Origin of the sequence: Bradyrhizobium tropiciagri, from assembly GCF_018130505.1 — a bacterium.
Classification (GTDB): Bacteria; Pseudomonadota; Alphaproteobacteria; order Rhizobiales; family Xanthobacteraceae; genus Bradyrhizobium; species Bradyrhizobium tropiciagri_B.
In genome coordinates this window covers 114,217-129,511 of record NZ_JAFCKH010000007.1, presented here as the reverse complement: position 1 = coordinate 129,511, position 15,295 = coordinate 114,217, and the positions used below count along the sequence as shown (strand labels likewise).

The following is a 15,295-nucleotide window of genomic DNA, read 5'->3' as shown; positions in this document are numbered from 1 at the left end:
ACGGCCTTGTCAGCCTGACGCCGGTGGTTCGGTGGACCCGCGGCCCGCCCAGGCTCAAGGTCCAACAAGGATTCGTCATGCAAACGCTGTAAGCGCTTGGTGCGGGCGGAGGGACTCGAACCCCCACAACTTTCGTCACTGGAACCTAAATCCAGCGCGTCTACCAGTTCCGCCACGCCCGCGTGAAAGCATCCACTCCGGCCGCGATGCCGCGGGCGGCGGGCTTATAGCATGCGCCCACCGGTTCGCAGCAAAAAAATGGCCGATATGCAAGCCCTGCTGCGACCGATCGCGGCTGGACAGGCTTAACTGAAAATGGTCCGCATCGGTCCGATGGCAAGTCCTGTGATACGTCCTGTGATACGCCCTGAATTTCCTCTTACCCGACGCGAGCTGATCGCCCTCCTCGGTACCGCGGCGCTTTGTCCCGTCTTGCCCACCAGCGTCGTGGCGCAGGGCCGGACCGCGGTGGCGTTGCAAGCCAAGGCAGATCGTATCGCGTTGCGTCCGGGCGCCCCGGAAACCTCGATCTGGTCACTCAGCGGCGGCGAGCTGCGCTTCAAGCGCGGCGAGACCATCGACGTGAGCTTCAGCAACGAGCTGCCACTGCCGGCCGCGTTCGACTGCCGCGGCCTCGACGGCGTACCGGCGGCAGAGCCGCTGACCTCCCGCGCGCCACTCGCCACGGGTGCAAAGGATACCTTCCAGCTCGCGCTACGGCAGGCCGGCACCCTCCTCTTTGAGGCGAGCCCGCTCGGCGACGGCGCCTTGCCGGTGCGGCCACGCGCCGTGGTCGTCGCCGGGACCTCGCCGGTCGCCGTCGACCGCGACGAGGTCCTGCTGATCGAGGAGTGGCGGCTTCGCGCCGACGGCAGCGCAATTCCGGCTGGAACCGACCCGAAAGATACGACGTTATTTCATACAGTTAACGGCCGGACCTCATTCGAAATATCGGCCCCGGCCAATGCCCGCCTCAGACTCCGCATCATCAACGGCAGCCCGCGCAGCGTGCTCGCCGTCAAGCTGGAGAATACCGAGGTCCGGGTGATGGCGATCGACAGCCAGCCCGCCGAACCGTTTCCGGCGCGCAACGGCGCGCTGGTGCTGGCGCCGGGAGGCCGGACTGATGTCTTCGTTGACGTCACTGGACCGGCCGGGACCAGCTTTCCGATCCTGCTCCACGATGGCAAGCAGGCCCGGCCGGTCGGCAGGCTGACCGTCTCGGCGCAGCCTCCGCTCCGCTCCGCTCCGTTTCCGCCTGCCCCGCCGCTTCCCGCCAACGACCTGCCCGCCCAGCTCGACCTGAAGAACGCGGCGCGGTTCGAGCTGGCGCTTGGCGCACCCGGCGACTGGGTCCGCGCCGCCGACTTCAAGCCGTCGTCCGCGCCGGCGTTTCAGGCCAAGGCCGGCCGCGCAGTGGTGCTGGCGTTGACCAACCGCGCCGCCGATACCTCCGTCTTCCAACTGCATGGCCATCACTTCCGCCTGCTCGACCGGCTCGACGACGGCTGGAAGCCGTTCTGGCTCGACACGCTCGCGATCGAGCCCGGCCAGACCCAACGCATCGCCTTCCTCGCCGAATATCCGGGGCGCTATCTGATCGAAGCGACAGCTGCCGATTGGGCCGCGCCGCGGCTACTGCGATGGTACAGTGTCCAATAACAACAAGAGGAAACACTCATGAGCCAGACAGTTGCAGCGATTCGCAAAGTGACGGCGCGAAGCGTCGTGGTGCCGCTCAAGCGCCCCGTGAAGAACGCCTTCGGCGTGATCGATTCCGGCCCGCTGGTGCTGATCGATGTCGAGACCGATCAAGGCGTTACCGGCCGCACTTACATCTTCGCCTACAGCAAGCTCACGCTTCACCCACTTTGCTATCTGATCGAGGAGATCGGCCGCGACCTCGTCGGCAAACCGGTCGCGCCGTTCGATCTGATGCAGACGATGGACGCCAAGTTTCGCCTGCTCGGCTGGCAGGGTCTGGTCGGCATGGCGGTGTCGGGTCTCGACATGGCCTATTGGGACGTGCTCGGCCAACTTGCCGGCCGGCCGCTGGTCGAACTGCTCGGCGGCTCCGCAAAGCCGGTCAAGGCCTATGACAGCTACGGCGTCGTCGATCCCGCCGCCGATGAGCGCGCGCTGCGCCGCTCGCTCGACCAGGGATTCAAGGGCATCAAGATCAAGGGCGGCGACGGCGATGCCGCCAACGACGAGCGCGTCGTCAGGGGCGTGCGTGCCCTGCTCGGCCCCGACATCGCGCTGATGATCGACTTCAACCAGTCGCTCGATCCCGCGGAAGCGACGCGCCGCATCGCGCGGCTCGCGCCCTACGACCTGCACTGGATCGAGGAGCCGGTGCCGCAGGAGAGCCTCTCCGGCCACGCCAAGGTGCGCGAAACCTCGCCGACGCCGATCCAGGCCGGCGAGAACTGGTGGTTCCCGCGCGGCTTTGCGGAGGCGATCGCCGCCGGCGCGTCCGACTTCATCATGCCCGACGTGATGAAGGTCGGCGGCATCTCGGGCTGGCTGCAGGTCGCAGGCCAGGCCGACGCCGCCTCGATCCCGATGTCGAGCCATCTGTTCGCCGAGGTCAGCGCGCATCTGCTCGCGGTGACGCCGACCGCGCACTGGCTCGAATTCCTCGACTTCGCCGGCGCGATCCTGGCGAGACCGGCCGAGATCGTCGACGGCGCGGTGACCGCACGTGGCCCCGGCCTCGGGATCGAATGGAACGAGCCAGCGGTGGCGAAGTATCTCGTGAGCTAGCCGTGCGCGTTTGCTCGTAGGATGGGTGGAGCGCAGCAATACCCATCATCTCGCCGCGCTGGGATAGATGATGGGTTTCGCTCCGCTCTATCCATCCTACGCTCGCGTGCAAGAGCGAGATCTAATACTCAATCCCGAACTCATCATACAGTCGGCGGAACACGGCGGGCAGAACCTCGGTCAGATCCTCGGCGATCAGTCCCGGTCCCGCCTCGCTTGCGCTCTCGCCGTGCATCCAGACGCCGATGCTGGCGGCTTCGAAGGCGGCGACGCCTTGCGCCAGGAAGCCTGCGATGATGCCGGCCAGCACGTCGCCGGCGCCGGCGGTGGCGAGCCAGGGCGGTGCGTTGGCGGCGATGGTGGCGCGGCCGTCGGGCGATGCGACTACGGTGTCGGCGCCCTTGAGCAGCACCACGGCGCCGGAACGCTCAGCGGCGGCGCGCACCCGCTCGAGCTTCGAGCGGCCCGGATGCTTGTTGGAGATGTCGCTGAACAGCCGCGGAAACTCGCCCTCATGCGGCGTCAGCACCACCTGCTGACCATCGGAGGCCTTGATCGCGTCGAACAGGCGGTCCGGCGCGCTGGCAAAGCTCGTCAGCGCATCGGCGTCGAGCACGAGATGGCGCTGCGCCGACAGCGCGGTGTGGACGAAGTCGCGGGTGCGCGTATTGACGCCGAGGCCGGGCCCGATCGCGCAGGCATTGTAGCGCTTGTCGGCGAGCAGTTCGGCGAACTGGATCGGATTGTCGACCGCGCGCACCATCACCGCGGTCAGCGCGCCAGCGTTGACGGCGAGCGCATCGCGCGGCGAGGCCAGCGTCACCAGGCCCGCACCGGCGCGCAGCGCGCCACGGGCGGCGAGCCGCGCCGCGCCGGTCGAGGCGATATCACCGGACACAACGACGGCATGGCCGCGTGCGTATTTGTGGCCGTCGATCCGCGGCACCGGGAACGACCAGCGCCAGGCCTGCGGCGCGTTCTCCGCGGTCAGCGGCTTGATCTCGTCGAGCACCTGCGGATCAATGCCGATGTCGGCGACCCGCACGCGGCCGCAATGCATCCGCCCGGGCAGCAAGAGGTGCGCGGGCTTCTTGCGGAAGAAGGTCACGGTCTCGGTCGCCTGCACCGCGGCGCCCATCACCGCAGCCGTCGTGCCGTTGATGCCGCTCGGCAGGTCGACCGCCAGCACCGGCGCGCCGTTGGCGTTGATGGCCACGATCATCTCCAGCGGATCGCCCTTCACCGGGCGGTTGAGGCCGGCGCCGAACAGGGCGTCGATGATCAACGCCGGCCTGCCGAGCGCCTGCGGGTTGAACGGCAGCACCGGATATTTCCAACCCTTCGCCGCCAGCGCCGCATCGCCCTGCAGGCTGTCGCGCTCGCAGAGCAGGATGACCGAGACCTCGCGGCCGCGCGCGGCGAGTTCGGCGGCGGCGACGAAGCCGTCGCCGCCATTGTTGCCGCGCCCGGCCACCACCACGATCGGCCCCTCCTCGACCAGGTCCATCGCCGCCTCGGCGACCGCCTGCCCCGCGCTCATCATCAACGCGAAGCCGGGCGTGCCGGCTGCGATGGTCAGACGATCGGCGCGTTCCATCTCAGTGGTGGTCAGCACGTCCATGCCGAATCCTCGATCTCTTCGCCTTTTCCAGAGGCAATTCCGGTGACGTTCCCGCGGTTTCCAGTGGTCGATTGCATAAGGATTGATCTATTTGCCTATTCTCTAGGCTTGGATATCATGACGAGGGTGGTTCGATATCAGCCGACTGCCTGTTAAAAGGCTGATAACATTCCAAATTCGGGGACCCTTACAACTTGGCATAGACCCTGCTTTCGAGGAAGCCGCGCATTAGGGACACGTCGTGCGACCTTGATGCGCGTTTCCGGCGAGGTGCCGGAAGCTCTAGAACCCGACCAGACTGCGCCCCACGCGCATCGAAAATACGACCCTGCAATCTGCAATGCCCGGGAGGCGCTCAGTGAAGAAGATTGAAGCCATCATCAAGCCCTTCAAGCTCGACGAGGTGAAAGAAGCGCTCCAGGAAGTCGGACTGCAGGGTATCACGGTCACCGAGGCCAAGGGGTTCGGCCGCCAGAAGGGACACGCCGAGCTTTATCGCGGTGCAGAATACATCGTCGACTTCCTGCCCAAGGTGAAGATCGAGATCGTGATCGGCGACGACCTGGTCGAGAAGGCGATCGACGCGATCCGCCGCGCTGCCCAGACCGGGCGCATCGGCGACGGCAAGATTTTCGTCTCCAACATCGAGGAAGCCATCCGCATCCGGACCGGTGAATCCGGGCTGGACGCTATTTGAGGGCGATGCTATCCGGATTTTCCGACGTCAAAAGAGAATAAAGGCTGCTTCGGCAGCCTGATTTCGTTTGAGTCGTCACACCAGCCCGCCGCAGGCGGGAATAACGTCGCCCACCGCCGCAAAAACCGACCCGCACATCCATAAGGGGTATTCATGAAGACCGCCAAAGACGTCCTGAAAATGATCAAGGACAACGACGTCAAATACGTCGACCTGCGCTTCACCGATCCGCGCGGCAAGTGGCAGCACGTGACCTTCGACGTCGGCATGATCGAAGAGGACACCTTTGCCGAAGGTCAGATGTTCGACGGCTCCTCGATCGCCGGCTGGAAGGCGATCAACGAATCCGACATGTGCCTGATGCCCGACCCGGTCACCGCGACGATCGATCCGTTCTTCGCCGAGACCACCATGGTCATCACCTGCGACGTGCTCGAGCCGACCACCGGCGAGCCCTACAACCGCGACCCCCGCGGCATCGCCAAGAAGGCCGAGGCGATGGTGAAGTCGATGGGCGTGGGCGACACCGTGTTCGTCGGCCCCGAGGCCGAGTTCTTCGTGTTCGACGACGTGCGCTACTCGGCCGACCCCTACCACACCGGCTTCCGTCTCGACTCCTCCGAACTGCCGATCAACTCCGCCACCGAATATGAAGGCGGCAATCTCGGCCACCGCATCCGCACCAAGGCCGGCTACTTCCCGGTGCCGCCGCAGGACTCGGTGCAGGACATGCGCTCGGAAATGCTCGGCGCGATGGCCAAGATGGGCGTCAAGGTCGAGAAGCATCACCACGAAGTCGCTTCCGCCCAGCACGAGCTCGGCATGAAGTTCGACACGCTGACGCTGATGGCCGACCAGATGCAGATCTACAAGTACTGCATCCACCAGGTCGCGCACATCTACGGCAAGACCGCCACTTTCATGCCGAAGCCGGTCTATGGCGACAACGGCTCGGGCATGCACGTCCACCAGTCGATCTGGAAGGACGGCAAGCCGACCTTCGCCGGCAACAAGTACGCCGATCTGTCGGAGAACTGCCTGCATTACATCGGCGGCATCATCAAGCATGCCAAGGCGATCAACGCCTTCACCAACCCGTCGACCAACTCCTACAAGCGTCTGGTCCCGGGCTATGAGGCTCCGGTGCTGCTGGCCTACTCCGCGCGCAACCGCTCGGCGTCATGCCGCATCCCCTACACCGCGAACCCGAAGGCCAAGCGCGTCGAGGTGCGCTTCCCCGATCCGATGGCCAACCCGTATCTCGGCTTCGCCGCGATGCTGATGGCCGGTCTCGACGGCATCAAGAACAAGATCGATCCGGGCCCGGCGATGGACAAGGACCTCTACGATCTGCCGAAGGAAGAGCTGAAGCAGATCCCGACGGTCTGCGGTTCGCTGCGCGAGGCACTCGAGAACCTCGACAAGGACCGCGCGTTCCTCAAGAACGGCGGCGTGTTCGATGACGACTTCATCGATTCCTACATCGAGCTGAAGATGACCGAGGTCGCTCGCTTCGAGATGACCCCGCACCCGGTCGAGTTCGAGATGTACTACTCGCTGTAAGTCTTACGGCCCTGACGAATGCGAAAGGCGCTTCCGGTGGAAGCGCCTTTTGTTTTGCGAAAGACCGTAGGATGGGTGGAGCGAAGCGATACCCATCAACTTCGATCCGCGTGGTCGGATGATGGGTATCGCTGCGCTCCACCCATCCTACAAGGTCGCCCGGTTCACACCCGGAACAGCTTCGCGTATTTTGCCTTGATCTCCTCGCTCTGCGCCTGCACCTGGGCCGGATCGGCCTTGAGCATCTTCAGTTTGTCGAGCGGCACGTGGCCGGCCTTCTCCTTCACCTTGGCGTGGAACGAGCGGTGAGCGAATTCGTCGGCCAGCATCTGCTGGGTCTCGGCGCTGAAGAAGTAGCTCTGGAACAATCTTGCCGCGTTCGGGTTCGGCGCGCCCTTGAAGATGCCGCTCGGCACGATGATCAGCGGCGCGCCTTCGGTCGGATAGACCACCTCGACCGGCTTGCCCTGATCCTTGGCCAGCACGAGATTGTAGTCATTGCCGTCGGCCATCACGGCGCGCTCACCGAGCAGGATTTTCTTCGGCGGATCGGCCGCTGACTGCACCTGCATCACGCGCTGCTGCGCCAGTTTCTCCAGATAAGGCCAGCCGAGATCGCGCGCCAGCACGAAGGTCGCGGTCATGATCGCGCCCGAGTAGCCGGGGTGGCCCTTGACGATCTTGCCGCGCCATTTCGGGTCGAGCAGATCGGCGTAGCTCTTCGGCGCCTCCTCGCCCTTCACCTGCTCGGTGTTGTAGCCGATCACCTCGAACCAGGCGCAGGACGTCGCGGAAGTACCGTCCGGATCGATCTGGTCGGCCGGAAAGTGCTTTGCGACTTCTTCAGGGACGTAGGCTGCCAGCCAGTCGTTCTTCTTCCAGTCGAGATAGTGCGCGGGGTCGGTCGAGTTGGCGACGTCGACGGCGTTGATGCCGCTGCCCTGCTCCTGCGCGATGCGCTGGAAGATACGCTCTGCGCCGCTGCGCTCGACGCGGACGCTGATGCCCGGATATTTCTGCTCGAAAGTCCGCGCCAGCCGTTCGGCGGTGTTCAATTCCAGCGCGGTGTAGAACGAGACCTTGCCTTCCTTGGTCGCCGCAGCGATCAGCTCAGCCGTCACCGCTGTGGCCGGAGGCGCCGCCGCCTTCAACGGCTCGGCGAACACCAGTCCGGCCGCGCCGGCCGCCGTCGCCTTGAGCCAGTCGCGTCGCGACCAATTGCGGTCATGCATCTGCACACTCCCTTCAGATCGGGCCGTTGACCGGCCGCACCCTTCGTTGCTGACGTGATGATAGTCGGATGGGTAGAGCGAAGCGATACCCATCGAGAGCATGCCCGTGTGCGGTGAGATGATGGGTATCGCTGCGCTCCACCCATCCTACGAGCTGCAGGCTACGTCTTCTCCGGCGGGTTCTCGCGCAGGAAGCGTTCGAGATCGGGCTGCACGGAGTAAGGCATCGGAACCGGATCGCCTTCGATATCAACCGCGAGGTCGAGGCAGCGCCGCAGCATCCGCGCCAGCTCGCTGCGCCGGTAGGGCTTCATCAGCAGCGGAATGCCGTGGCCGGCGCCCTGCAACGGCAGAGCGCCGTCGCTGTAGCCCGACGTGAACAGCACCCGCAGCGTCGGCCGTCCGGCCATCAGCCGCTCGGCCAGCTGCCGGCCGTTCATGGTCCCGGGCATCACGATGTCGGTGAACAACAGATCGAACGCTGCGCCGCCGCCGGCGATCTCGAGCGCGGCATCCGCGTTCGCCGCGACCAGCACCTTGTAGCCGAAACTCTCCAGCTGGCCGGTGACGTAGTCGCGGATCCGGACATCGTCCTCGACACACAGGATGGTCTCGGTGCCGCCGCGGATCGGCTGATCGTCCTCCTCGGTCACAAGCGGCGCGGTGCGGTCGGCCTTCGGCAGATAGATCCGGAACGTCGTGCCACGCCCCTCCTCGCTCTGCACCTCGATCCCGCCATTGCTCTGCTTGACGAAGCCGAACACCATGCTCAGGCCGAGCCCGGTGCCCTGCCCGACCTCCTTGGTCGAGAAGAACGGATCGAAGATCTTCTCCAGATGCGACGGTGAAATGCCAGTGCCGGTGTCGGTCACCTCGATGACGAGATGATCGCCCGCCCGCTCGACGCCGCGCGCCACCGCCTCGCGAATTCCGAGCTGGACGTTGCGGGTCGCAAAGCTCAGCGTGCCGCCCTCAGGCATCGCATCGCGCGCATTGATGCCGAGATTGACCAGCGCCGCGCTGAGCTGGCTGCGGTCGACGAAAGCGAGCCAGGCATCGCGGCCGAGCTCGGTCGTGATCGCGACCTGCGAGCCCAGCGTCTGCGATAGCAGCCGCACCACGTCGCCGATCAGATCGTTGACGTTGGTCTCGGCCGGCTGCAGCGGCTGCTTGCGGGCGAATGCCAGGAGGCTCGAGGTGAGCTGCGCGCCGCGATCGGCGGCGTCGCTGATCAGCTTGGCGATCGCCGAAAGCTGCGGGTCGTCCTTCACGCCGTCGGCGAGGATCTCGATCGTGCCGGTGATGACCGTCAGCATGTTGTTGAAGTCGTGCGCGATGCCGCCGGTCAGCCGCCCCAGCGATTCCGTCTTCTGCGCCTGGATCAATTGCTCCTCGGCGATGCGGCGCTGGGTGACGTCCCGGACGAAGGCGTTGACGACGTAGCCATCGCCGCGCTTGAACGCGTTAAGCGACACTTCGGCCAAGAACTGGCTGCCGTCGCGGTGCAGCGACGGGGATACGTAGCGCATGCCCATGCCGCCGTCCGCGGTCTCCTGCAGGAAACGGACAACCCGCTGGCGGTGAGCATCCCGCAACTCCTCCGGAAGCACGAGGTCGACCGCCCGGCGGCCGAGCGCCTCGGCCCGCGTCCAGCCGGTCAGCGCCTCGGCCTGCGGGCTCCACTCCAGAATGACGCCGTCCTGATCGGTCTGGACGAATGCATCGAGCGCGGTCTTGACGATTGCCTGCGCCATCTGCTCGCTCTCGACCAGCGCCTGATGCGCGCGCCGCTGCGCGGTGATGTCGTGCAGCACCGCGACCGCGCCGCGCAGATTGCCGCCGTCATCGCGCAGCGGCCGGGCATTGGCCAGCAGCGAAACATCCGCCCCCGGGGGCTGAACCTTCACGACGAGCTCGAGATCGTCGATCTCTTCGCCGCGCAGCGCACGCGCCAGCGGCGACTCCTCAATCGGCATCGCCGTCGCGCCATCGGCGTAATAGCACCGGAAGGCCCGCGCATCGGTCAGGCTGTTGAAACCGGCCTCGACGGCGAACAGGCGGCGCGCGGCGGCGTTGACCACCACGACGGTGCCGGTCTCGTCCGCCACCACAACCGGGTCGCGGATGCTCTCGACGGTCTTCTCCAGCAGGTTCTGCCGGCTGCCCAGTTGCGCCGACAGTTCGGCAAGCGCGCCCGTGAGGCTCGCGATCTCGCGGCTTGCCGACTCGCCGGTCGCCGCCTTTACCGCTGGCGTCACCTGGGCGAGCGGCGTCGACAGCGACCTCGCAAAGATCTCGCCAATCATCAGCACCACCGCAATCGCGCCCGCGGCGAGCAGCAAGCCCGGCCCGGAGACGCCGTGGAGTGAGCCCAGCACAAGCAGCATCGCGACGACCGGGACCAGCATCCCGAGCGCCAGACGGCCCGACAACTTCATCCCGACCAACTCATCGTGATCAGCCACACCGGAAACAGGAAAATGGAAAACAGGAATTCGAAAAGGAGTGTCGGCGCCGGGCAATATCCGGTGGCGGCTGTCGTGCTTGCTTAGCCGAGTCCGGCCCTGCAATCCGCCAATTTCGTATCCGTAAAATTACGGAGGTCGTGCGTCGTGGGTATTCGCACCCATAGCGCGAGGGCCCATCGCATGTCGCGAGCCCCAAAACTGCATCCTCAACCACATCTGTCATCGCCCGGGATCGGGCGATCCAGTACGCCGCGGCCCATCGGCTCAATCGCTGGTGTCTCTGGAATACTGGCCGGGTGATGACACCGAGATTGGATTGCCCCGACCTTTGCGCCGCGCTACGCCGCCCGCCGCTCGCGCAATGCCTCACCGAACGCCTCAAACAGGGCGCGGTTGATCGGGTTGCGCTGCGGGTCGTATTCGGCGTGCCACTGCACGCCGAGCGCAAAGCCCGGCGCATCGGCGATGCGGATCGCCTCGATCGTGCCGTCCTCGGCAATTCCCTCGATCACGACGCGCTCGCCCGGCACCAGGATGCCCTGCCCGTGCAGCGAATTGACCCGGATGGTCTCGCGGCCGAGGATCTTCGCGAAGGCGCCGCCGGGCGTCAGCGTGACGTCGTGGCGGTCGGCGAACACCACCGTCGGATCGGGATGGATCTCGCCGTTCTCCAGCCGCGGCATGCGATGGTTCATGCGGCCGGGAATCTCGCGGATCTCCGGGTGCAGCGAGCCGCCGAACGCGACGTTCATCTCCTGCAGGCCGCGGCAGATGCCGAAGATCGGCACGCCGCGCGCGACGCAGGCTTCCGACAGCGCCAGCGCGACGTCGTCGCGGTGCAGATCGTAGGGCTCGTGGGCCTCGCAGGGCTCGGTGTTGAAGCGGGTCGGATGGACGTTGGCGCGGGCCCCGGTCAGCACCACGCCGTCGACTACGTCGAGCAAGGCACCGACATCGGTAATATCAGGGCTTCCCGCGAACATCAGCGGCACCGCGCCCGACACTTCAGCAACCGCGCGGAGGTTGCGCTCTCCGACCATCTGGACTGTGAAGCGATTCTCGATGCGATGGGCGTTTCCGATCACGCCGACCACGGGCCGTCTCATTCGTCAGATCTCACATTCAAGTCTTGCGAAATGAATTTTCTATCTTGGGAGCGATTCCGAGGCGATCATGCCTTCGAGTTCCCGCTGGATCAACAGCGATATCTGCAACCGGCGGTGTGCAGTCCTGCAAACATCCGGTGCTGATCGCGGCTGGTTCCGGCAAAAGCGGTCACTTTCGCGTAAATGCGGCTCCGGCATCGATGCTGTCGGCGCCGGGCAGGCCTGCAGCGCGGAGCGCCGAAGCCGCCGGGGCGCTGCCGCTAGCGCCCCAGGGCAGCCGGGCCCTGATCCCGCGCGTGACGGGCTCGCCGAGGCTGCCGCCGAAATCGAGCGGCCAATAGCCGTTCGGCACCACCTCGGCGGTGAGGCCGTGAAGCCGGAACCCGTTACCCAGCGCGGCTTCGCTGTCGTCGGGTGACACGGCGCGTGCGCTGGCCGGATCGGCCGGATCGGCGAACGTCACCAGCACCGGGACCAGCTTGCCGGTCACCGGCACCACGCCGGTCTGCTTGCTCATCTCATTGAACGAGACGCGCCCGCCTTTCGCCGCGGTGTAGGCACGCAGCGCGACGTAGTTGATGTCGTCGAGATCAATCGCCTTGTCGACTGCCTTGTCGACATGGGCCAGCAGCGCGACCAGGTTCTTGCCGCCGCCGAGATCGACATAGACCGCATCACCCGCGGTGCGGGTCTGGCCGCCGCGGCTGTAGCCGCGGTCGGGATGCACGGCGAGCACGCCGGAGGCTGATTTGACGCCATCGGGCGTCTCGACCTCGACCGACAGGCGGTATTTGTGGCCGGGCCGGTTGATCCGGATCTGGTCGCCGATCACGAGCGCGGCGAGCAGCGCGAGCGGCCCGATCCATTTCAAAACCATTCCCCGCCCTCGCCGTTTCCCCGAGCGGACTTTGCCGCCCCCGATCGCTCTTTCGCCTCGCTTGGCACAATCGGGACGCCAGCGTCAAACGGCCGTGCCGTCGCAGCTTGATCCCAGCGGGCTTTTTCGCGACAAGGTGGCGTCGAAGGGCGCGAATGAGGGAATCACGTGACAGATTCGGCTGACAATCGCCTGCGGGCCCGCAACGACATGGCGTGGGCGGTCGCCGTCGGCGGCATCGGCATCGTGCTGTTTACCGCGCTATTGGTGTTCGCCTGGCATTACGCCGCCACGCTGTTCCTGCTGTTCGCAGGAATGCTGCTCGGCGTCGGGCTGAATGCGATGGCCGCCCTGCTCGGCCGCCTGACCGGACTGCCGCACGCGCTGCGGCTCGCGATCGTCTGCCTGGCGCTGGCGGGGATGTTGTCCGGCATCGTGTTCCTCGGCGGCACCACCATCGCACAGCAAGCCACCGTGCTGACCAACACCATCAAGTCGCAGCTCGGCAATGTGAAGGATTTCCTCGAGCAGCACGGCGTCGACACCAGCTATTTCGACTTCACCAACGCCGCCACTGAGGCAAAGCCTGAGGGCACCGCGGTGACGACGACCACCGCTACACCTGCGGCGTCGCAGAACCACGGCCTGCCGAGCGGCGCGAGCGCGCTCGCCTCGAGCGGCGGCGCGATCATCGGCCAGACGCTGAAGGTGCTGCTCGGCACCGTCAGCGTGGTCGGCAACTTCTTCATCGTGCTATTCTTGGGGCTCGCCTTCGCGGCGCAGCCGAGCATCTACCGCGCCGGGCTGCTGTTCATCGCGCCTGCGAAATACCGCGGCGAGGCCACCGCGATCGTCGACCGCATCGGCGAGACGCTGGAGCGCTGGCTGATCGCGCAGATCATCACCATGGCGGCGGTGTTCCTCGTCACCTGGATCGGGCTTGCGATCATCGGCATCCCGAGCTCGTTCATCCTCGGCATCCAGGCCGGCCTGCTCGCCTTCATCCCGACGGTCGGCGCGATCCTCGGCGGGTTGATCGTGGTGCTGGCGAGCCTTGCGAGCGGCTGGATCGCGGCGCTCTCCGCCTTCATCCTGTTCCTCGGCGTGCACGCGCTGGAGAGCTACGTGCTGACGCCGATCATCCAGCGCCAGGCGCTCGACATCCCGCCGGCGACGCTGTTCGCGTTCCAGATCCTGCTCGGCGTCGTGTTCGGTGTCTGGGGACTGGCGCTGGCGCTGCCGCTGATGGCGATCGTCAAGGTGATGATCGACCACTTCAAGGCCGAGGACGAAGCGCCGGCGCGCATTGCGTGAACCGCGTCAGACCAGCAACAGGACCGTACCGGCGATCATCATCATGACGCCGATCAACATCAGCAGCGGCCAGCGGCGCTTCGGCTGCGCGTAGCGGCCCTGCGCCCGCCGTTCGGCGATCAGTGCGCGCTCATATTCGTCGGAGTTCGAGAACAGGCAGGCGAAGCCGCCGCGCGCCGAGGCTGCGTACGCTTCCAGCGACATCAGGGCAGCTTGTGGATTGCGACGACCGATCGAGTCCATGCCGGAAAGCATGGGATCGAATGGTTAACCAGTCGTTACCGCAAGCCCTAGGCGGTCGCCGGCTTCTGGCGCGCCGACGCCGGCAGGCCGGCCGTCTTGCGCCGCCAGTTCTCCAGCGACAGCGGCAGCTCCTCAGCCGCCTCGACGCGGTTACGGCCGCCGCGCTTGGCCTGGTAGAGCGCGGTGTCGGCGGAGGCCAGCAGCACTTCGAGCTCGGTGCCGGCGGGCCCGCCGGCGACGCCGATGCTGACCGTGGTGTCGACGGCGCCCTCCTCGCAGACGATGTTGCTGGTCTCGAAGGCTTCGCGCACCCGCTCGGCGACCAGCACGCCTTCTTCGAGCGAGCACGGCAGCAGCGCCGCGAATTCCTCGCCGCCGATCCGGCCCGACAGATCGCTGATCCTCAAATTGTTGACCACGACGGCCGAGAACAGTTTCAGGATCTCGTCGCCCGCCGGATGACCGAAGCGGTCGTTGATCGACTTGAAATGATCGATGTCGAAGATCATCACCGTGACCGGACGGCCGGCATTGGCCTCACGCTCGATCACCCGCGCGCAGGCCTCGGAGAAGCCGCGGCGGTTGAGCATGCCGCTCAAGGGATCGACCGACGCGGCGGTCTTGTGCACGGCCACCGCGCGGTCCGACACCATCATGAAGATCACGAACACCGTGCCGATCGCGTACAGCACGAGCTCGATCGCGAACAGCGTGACCCAGAAGCTGTTGGCGAAACTCTCGTCATGCGGCCGCAGCAGCGCGCCGATCAGGATCGGGATCATCAGGGCGCAGCCATGCACCACCGGCACGACGATCGCGGGCCAGCGCCGCTGCATCGCGCGGCGGCGCTCGCTCCACAGCTCGGCGGCGGTCAGCGCGGCATAGACCGCGACGATCGCCGCGCCGATGATCAGCCGGATCGCAGTATCTTCCACCGTGGTCACGGCGCCGATCCAGGCGATCGGGCCGAGCACGAGTCCCGGCAGATTGGGCTTGCGGCCGTGGAACACGCGCGAGGCGTTCCAGACCATGCCGCAGGCGGCAAAGCCCACCGCATTCAGCCCGAGCAGGACCGGCGCGCCCAGCGCGGGGCCGCCGATGGTCCAGAGCGCGACCGAGGACGCGCCGAGCAGATAGGCGGTGCCCCACCATTTCAGCGCCGGAATGCTCTCCTGACGGCCGAACAACAAAAGCATAGCCCCGAGCATGCCCGCGACCATGGTGGCGAACAGATACAGTGTCGATGTGTCGAACGACATAATTGGCCCAGCCCGCTGTGATGCAACAATTCGCAGGCGCGATTTTTAAATGTGTGATGCGGCGCTACTGCTGATGCGCACGCTAGGATGCAGCGAGTTCCAATTTCGTTTGCGCGCACCGGCAAGTTTTCGCGAAAATCTGCGTTAAT

At 65.9% G+C, this 15,295-nt stretch carries 12 protein-coding genes and 1 tRNA gene; 5 read left to right on the top strand and 8 right to left on the bottom strand.

Annotated elements, in window-relative coordinates; all coding sequences use genetic code 11:
- Window positions 1–97: 97 nt before the first annotated feature.
- Window positions 98–182 (bottom strand) — tRNA-Leu (locus JQ633_RS18870).
- Window positions 183–315: 133 nt separating this feature from the next.
- Here JQ633_RS18870 and JQ633_RS18865 point away from each other — a divergent pair.
- Window positions 316–1,662 carry a multicopper oxidase family protein gene (locus tag JQ633_RS18865; protein WP_211986561.1) on the top strand — a complete coding sequence of 449 codons (1,347 nt, stop codon included), beginning with the start codon at window positions 316–318 and terminating at the stop codon, window positions 1,660–1,662.
- 18 nt (window positions 1,663–1,680) lie between these two features.
- Window positions 1,681–2,766, top strand: a complete 1,086-nt coding sequence (locus JQ633_RS18860) for an enolase C-terminal domain-like protein (protein WP_211986560.1) — start codon at window positions 1,681–1,683, stop codon at window positions 2,764–2,766.
- 121 nt (window positions 2,767–2,887) lie between these two features.
- Here JQ633_RS18860 and JQ633_RS18855 read toward each other — a convergent pair whose 3' ends face one another.
- The gene (locus JQ633_RS18855) at window positions 2,888–4,387 is read right to left on the bottom strand and encodes an NAD(P)H-hydrate dehydratase (RefSeq protein WP_211986559.1); all 1,500 of its coding nucleotides are present in this window, start codon (window positions 4,385–4,387) and stop codon (window positions 2,888–2,890) included.
- 358 nt (window positions 4,388–4,745) lie between these two features.
- Between JQ633_RS18855 and JQ633_RS18850 the strand changes: the two genes are divergently transcribed.
- Together JQ633_RS18850 and glnA are read left to right on the top strand one after the other, a co-directional pair.
- Window positions 4,746–5,084 carry a P-II family nitrogen regulator gene (locus JQ633_RS18850; RefSeq protein ID WP_011441447.1) on the top strand — a complete coding sequence of 113 codons (339 nt, stop codon included), beginning with the start codon at window positions 4,746–4,748 and terminating at the stop codon, window positions 5,082–5,084.
- A gap of 153 nt (window positions 5,085–5,237) precedes the next feature.
- Window positions 5,238–6,647 (top strand): type I glutamate--ammonia ligase, encoded by a 1,410-nt coding sequence (gene glnA, locus JQ633_RS18845; protein ID WP_211986558.1) that lies wholly within the window; start codon window positions 5,238–5,240, stop codon window positions 6,645–6,647.
- Window positions 6,648–6,811: 164 nt separating this feature from the next.
- On the opposite strand, the gene JQ633_RS18840 is transcribed toward glnA, so the two are convergent.
- The 4 genes from JQ633_RS18840 to JQ633_RS18825 form a co-directional block, all read right to left on the bottom strand.
- The gene (locus JQ633_RS18840; RefSeq protein WP_211986557.1) at window positions 6,812–7,879 is read right to left on the bottom strand and encodes an ABC transporter substrate-binding protein; all 1,068 of its coding nucleotides are present in this window, start codon (window positions 7,877–7,879) and stop codon (window positions 6,812–6,814) included.
- Window positions 7,880–8,040: 161 nt separating this feature from the next.
- Complete coding sequence (locus tag JQ633_RS18835) at window positions 8,041–10,317, bottom strand: hybrid sensor histidine kinase/response regulator (protein WP_249159479.1); 2,277 nt, start codon at window positions 10,315–10,317, stop codon at window positions 8,041–8,043.
- 368 nt (window positions 10,318–10,685) lie between these two features.
- Window positions 10,686–11,453: a gamma-glutamyl-gamma-aminobutyrate hydrolase family protein gene (locus JQ633_RS18830; protein ID WP_211986556.1), complete on the bottom strand. Its 768-nt coding sequence runs from the start codon at window positions 11,451–11,453 to the stop codon at window positions 10,686–10,688.
- Window positions 11,454–11,622: 169 nt separating this feature from the next.
- Entirely contained in the window at window positions 11,623–12,330 is a 708-nt protein-coding gene (locus tag JQ633_RS18825; RefSeq protein WP_211986555.1) for a hypothetical protein, read from the bottom strand.
- 168 nt (window positions 12,331–12,498) lie between these two features.
- On the opposite strand from JQ633_RS18825, the gene JQ633_RS18820 reads away from it, so the two are divergent.
- The gene (locus JQ633_RS18820; protein WP_211986554.1) at window positions 12,499–13,644 is read left to right on the top strand and encodes an AI-2E family transporter; all 1,146 of its coding nucleotides are present in this window, start codon (window positions 12,499–12,501) and stop codon (window positions 13,642–13,644) included.
- Between the two features lie 6 nt (window positions 13,645–13,650).
- Here the strand turns inward: JQ633_RS18820 and JQ633_RS18815 are convergent, their stop codons facing one another.
- Window positions 13,651–13,887 (bottom strand): hypothetical protein, encoded by a 237-nt coding sequence (locus tag JQ633_RS18815; RefSeq protein WP_211986553.1) that lies wholly within the window; start codon window positions 13,885–13,887, stop codon window positions 13,651–13,653.
- 47 nt (window positions 13,888–13,934) lie between these two features.
- A complete protein-coding gene (locus JQ633_RS18810; protein ID WP_211986862.1) occupies window positions 13,935–15,149 on the bottom strand; it encodes a GGDEF domain-containing protein in 1,215 nt (404 codons plus the stop codon).
- Window positions 15,150–15,295: the final 146 nt, after the last annotated feature.

Excerpts from the sequence above, each read along its gene's own strand:
- JQ633_RS18865 (WP_211986561.1), top strand. The coding sequence starts at position 316 with ATGGTCCGCATCGGTCCGATGGCAAGTCCTGTGATACGTCCTGTGATA.
- JQ633_RS18860 (WP_211986560.1), top strand. The coding sequence starts at position 1,681 with ATGAGCCAGACAGTTGCAGCGATTCGCAAAGTGACGGCGCGAAGCGTC.
- JQ633_RS18855 (WP_211986559.1), bottom strand. The coding sequence starts at position 4,387 with ATGGACGTGCTGACCACCACTGAGATGGAACGCGCCGATCGTCTGACC.
- glnA (WP_211986558.1), top strand. The coding sequence starts at position 5,238 with ATGAAGACCGCCAAAGACGTCCTGAAAATGATCAAGGACAACGACGTC.
- JQ633_RS18840 (WP_211986557.1), bottom strand. The coding sequence starts at position 7,879 with ATGCATGACCGCAATTGGTCGCGACGCGACTGGCTCAAGGCGACGGCG.
- JQ633_RS18835 (WP_249159479.1), bottom strand. The coding sequence starts at position 10,317 with ATGAAGTTGTCGGGCCGTCTGGCGCTCGGGATGCTGGTCCCGGTCGTC.
- JQ633_RS18830 (WP_211986556.1), bottom strand. The coding sequence starts at position 11,453 with ATGAGACGGCCCGTGGTCGGCGTGATCGGAAACGCCCATCGCATCGAG.
- JQ633_RS18825 (WP_211986555.1), bottom strand. The coding sequence starts at position 12,330 with ATGGTTTTGAAATGGATCGGGCCGCTCGCGCTGCTCGCCGCGCTCGTG.
- JQ633_RS18815 (WP_211986553.1), bottom strand. The coding sequence starts at position 13,887 with ATGGACTCGATCGGTCGTCGCAATCCACAAGCTGCCCTGATGTCGCTG.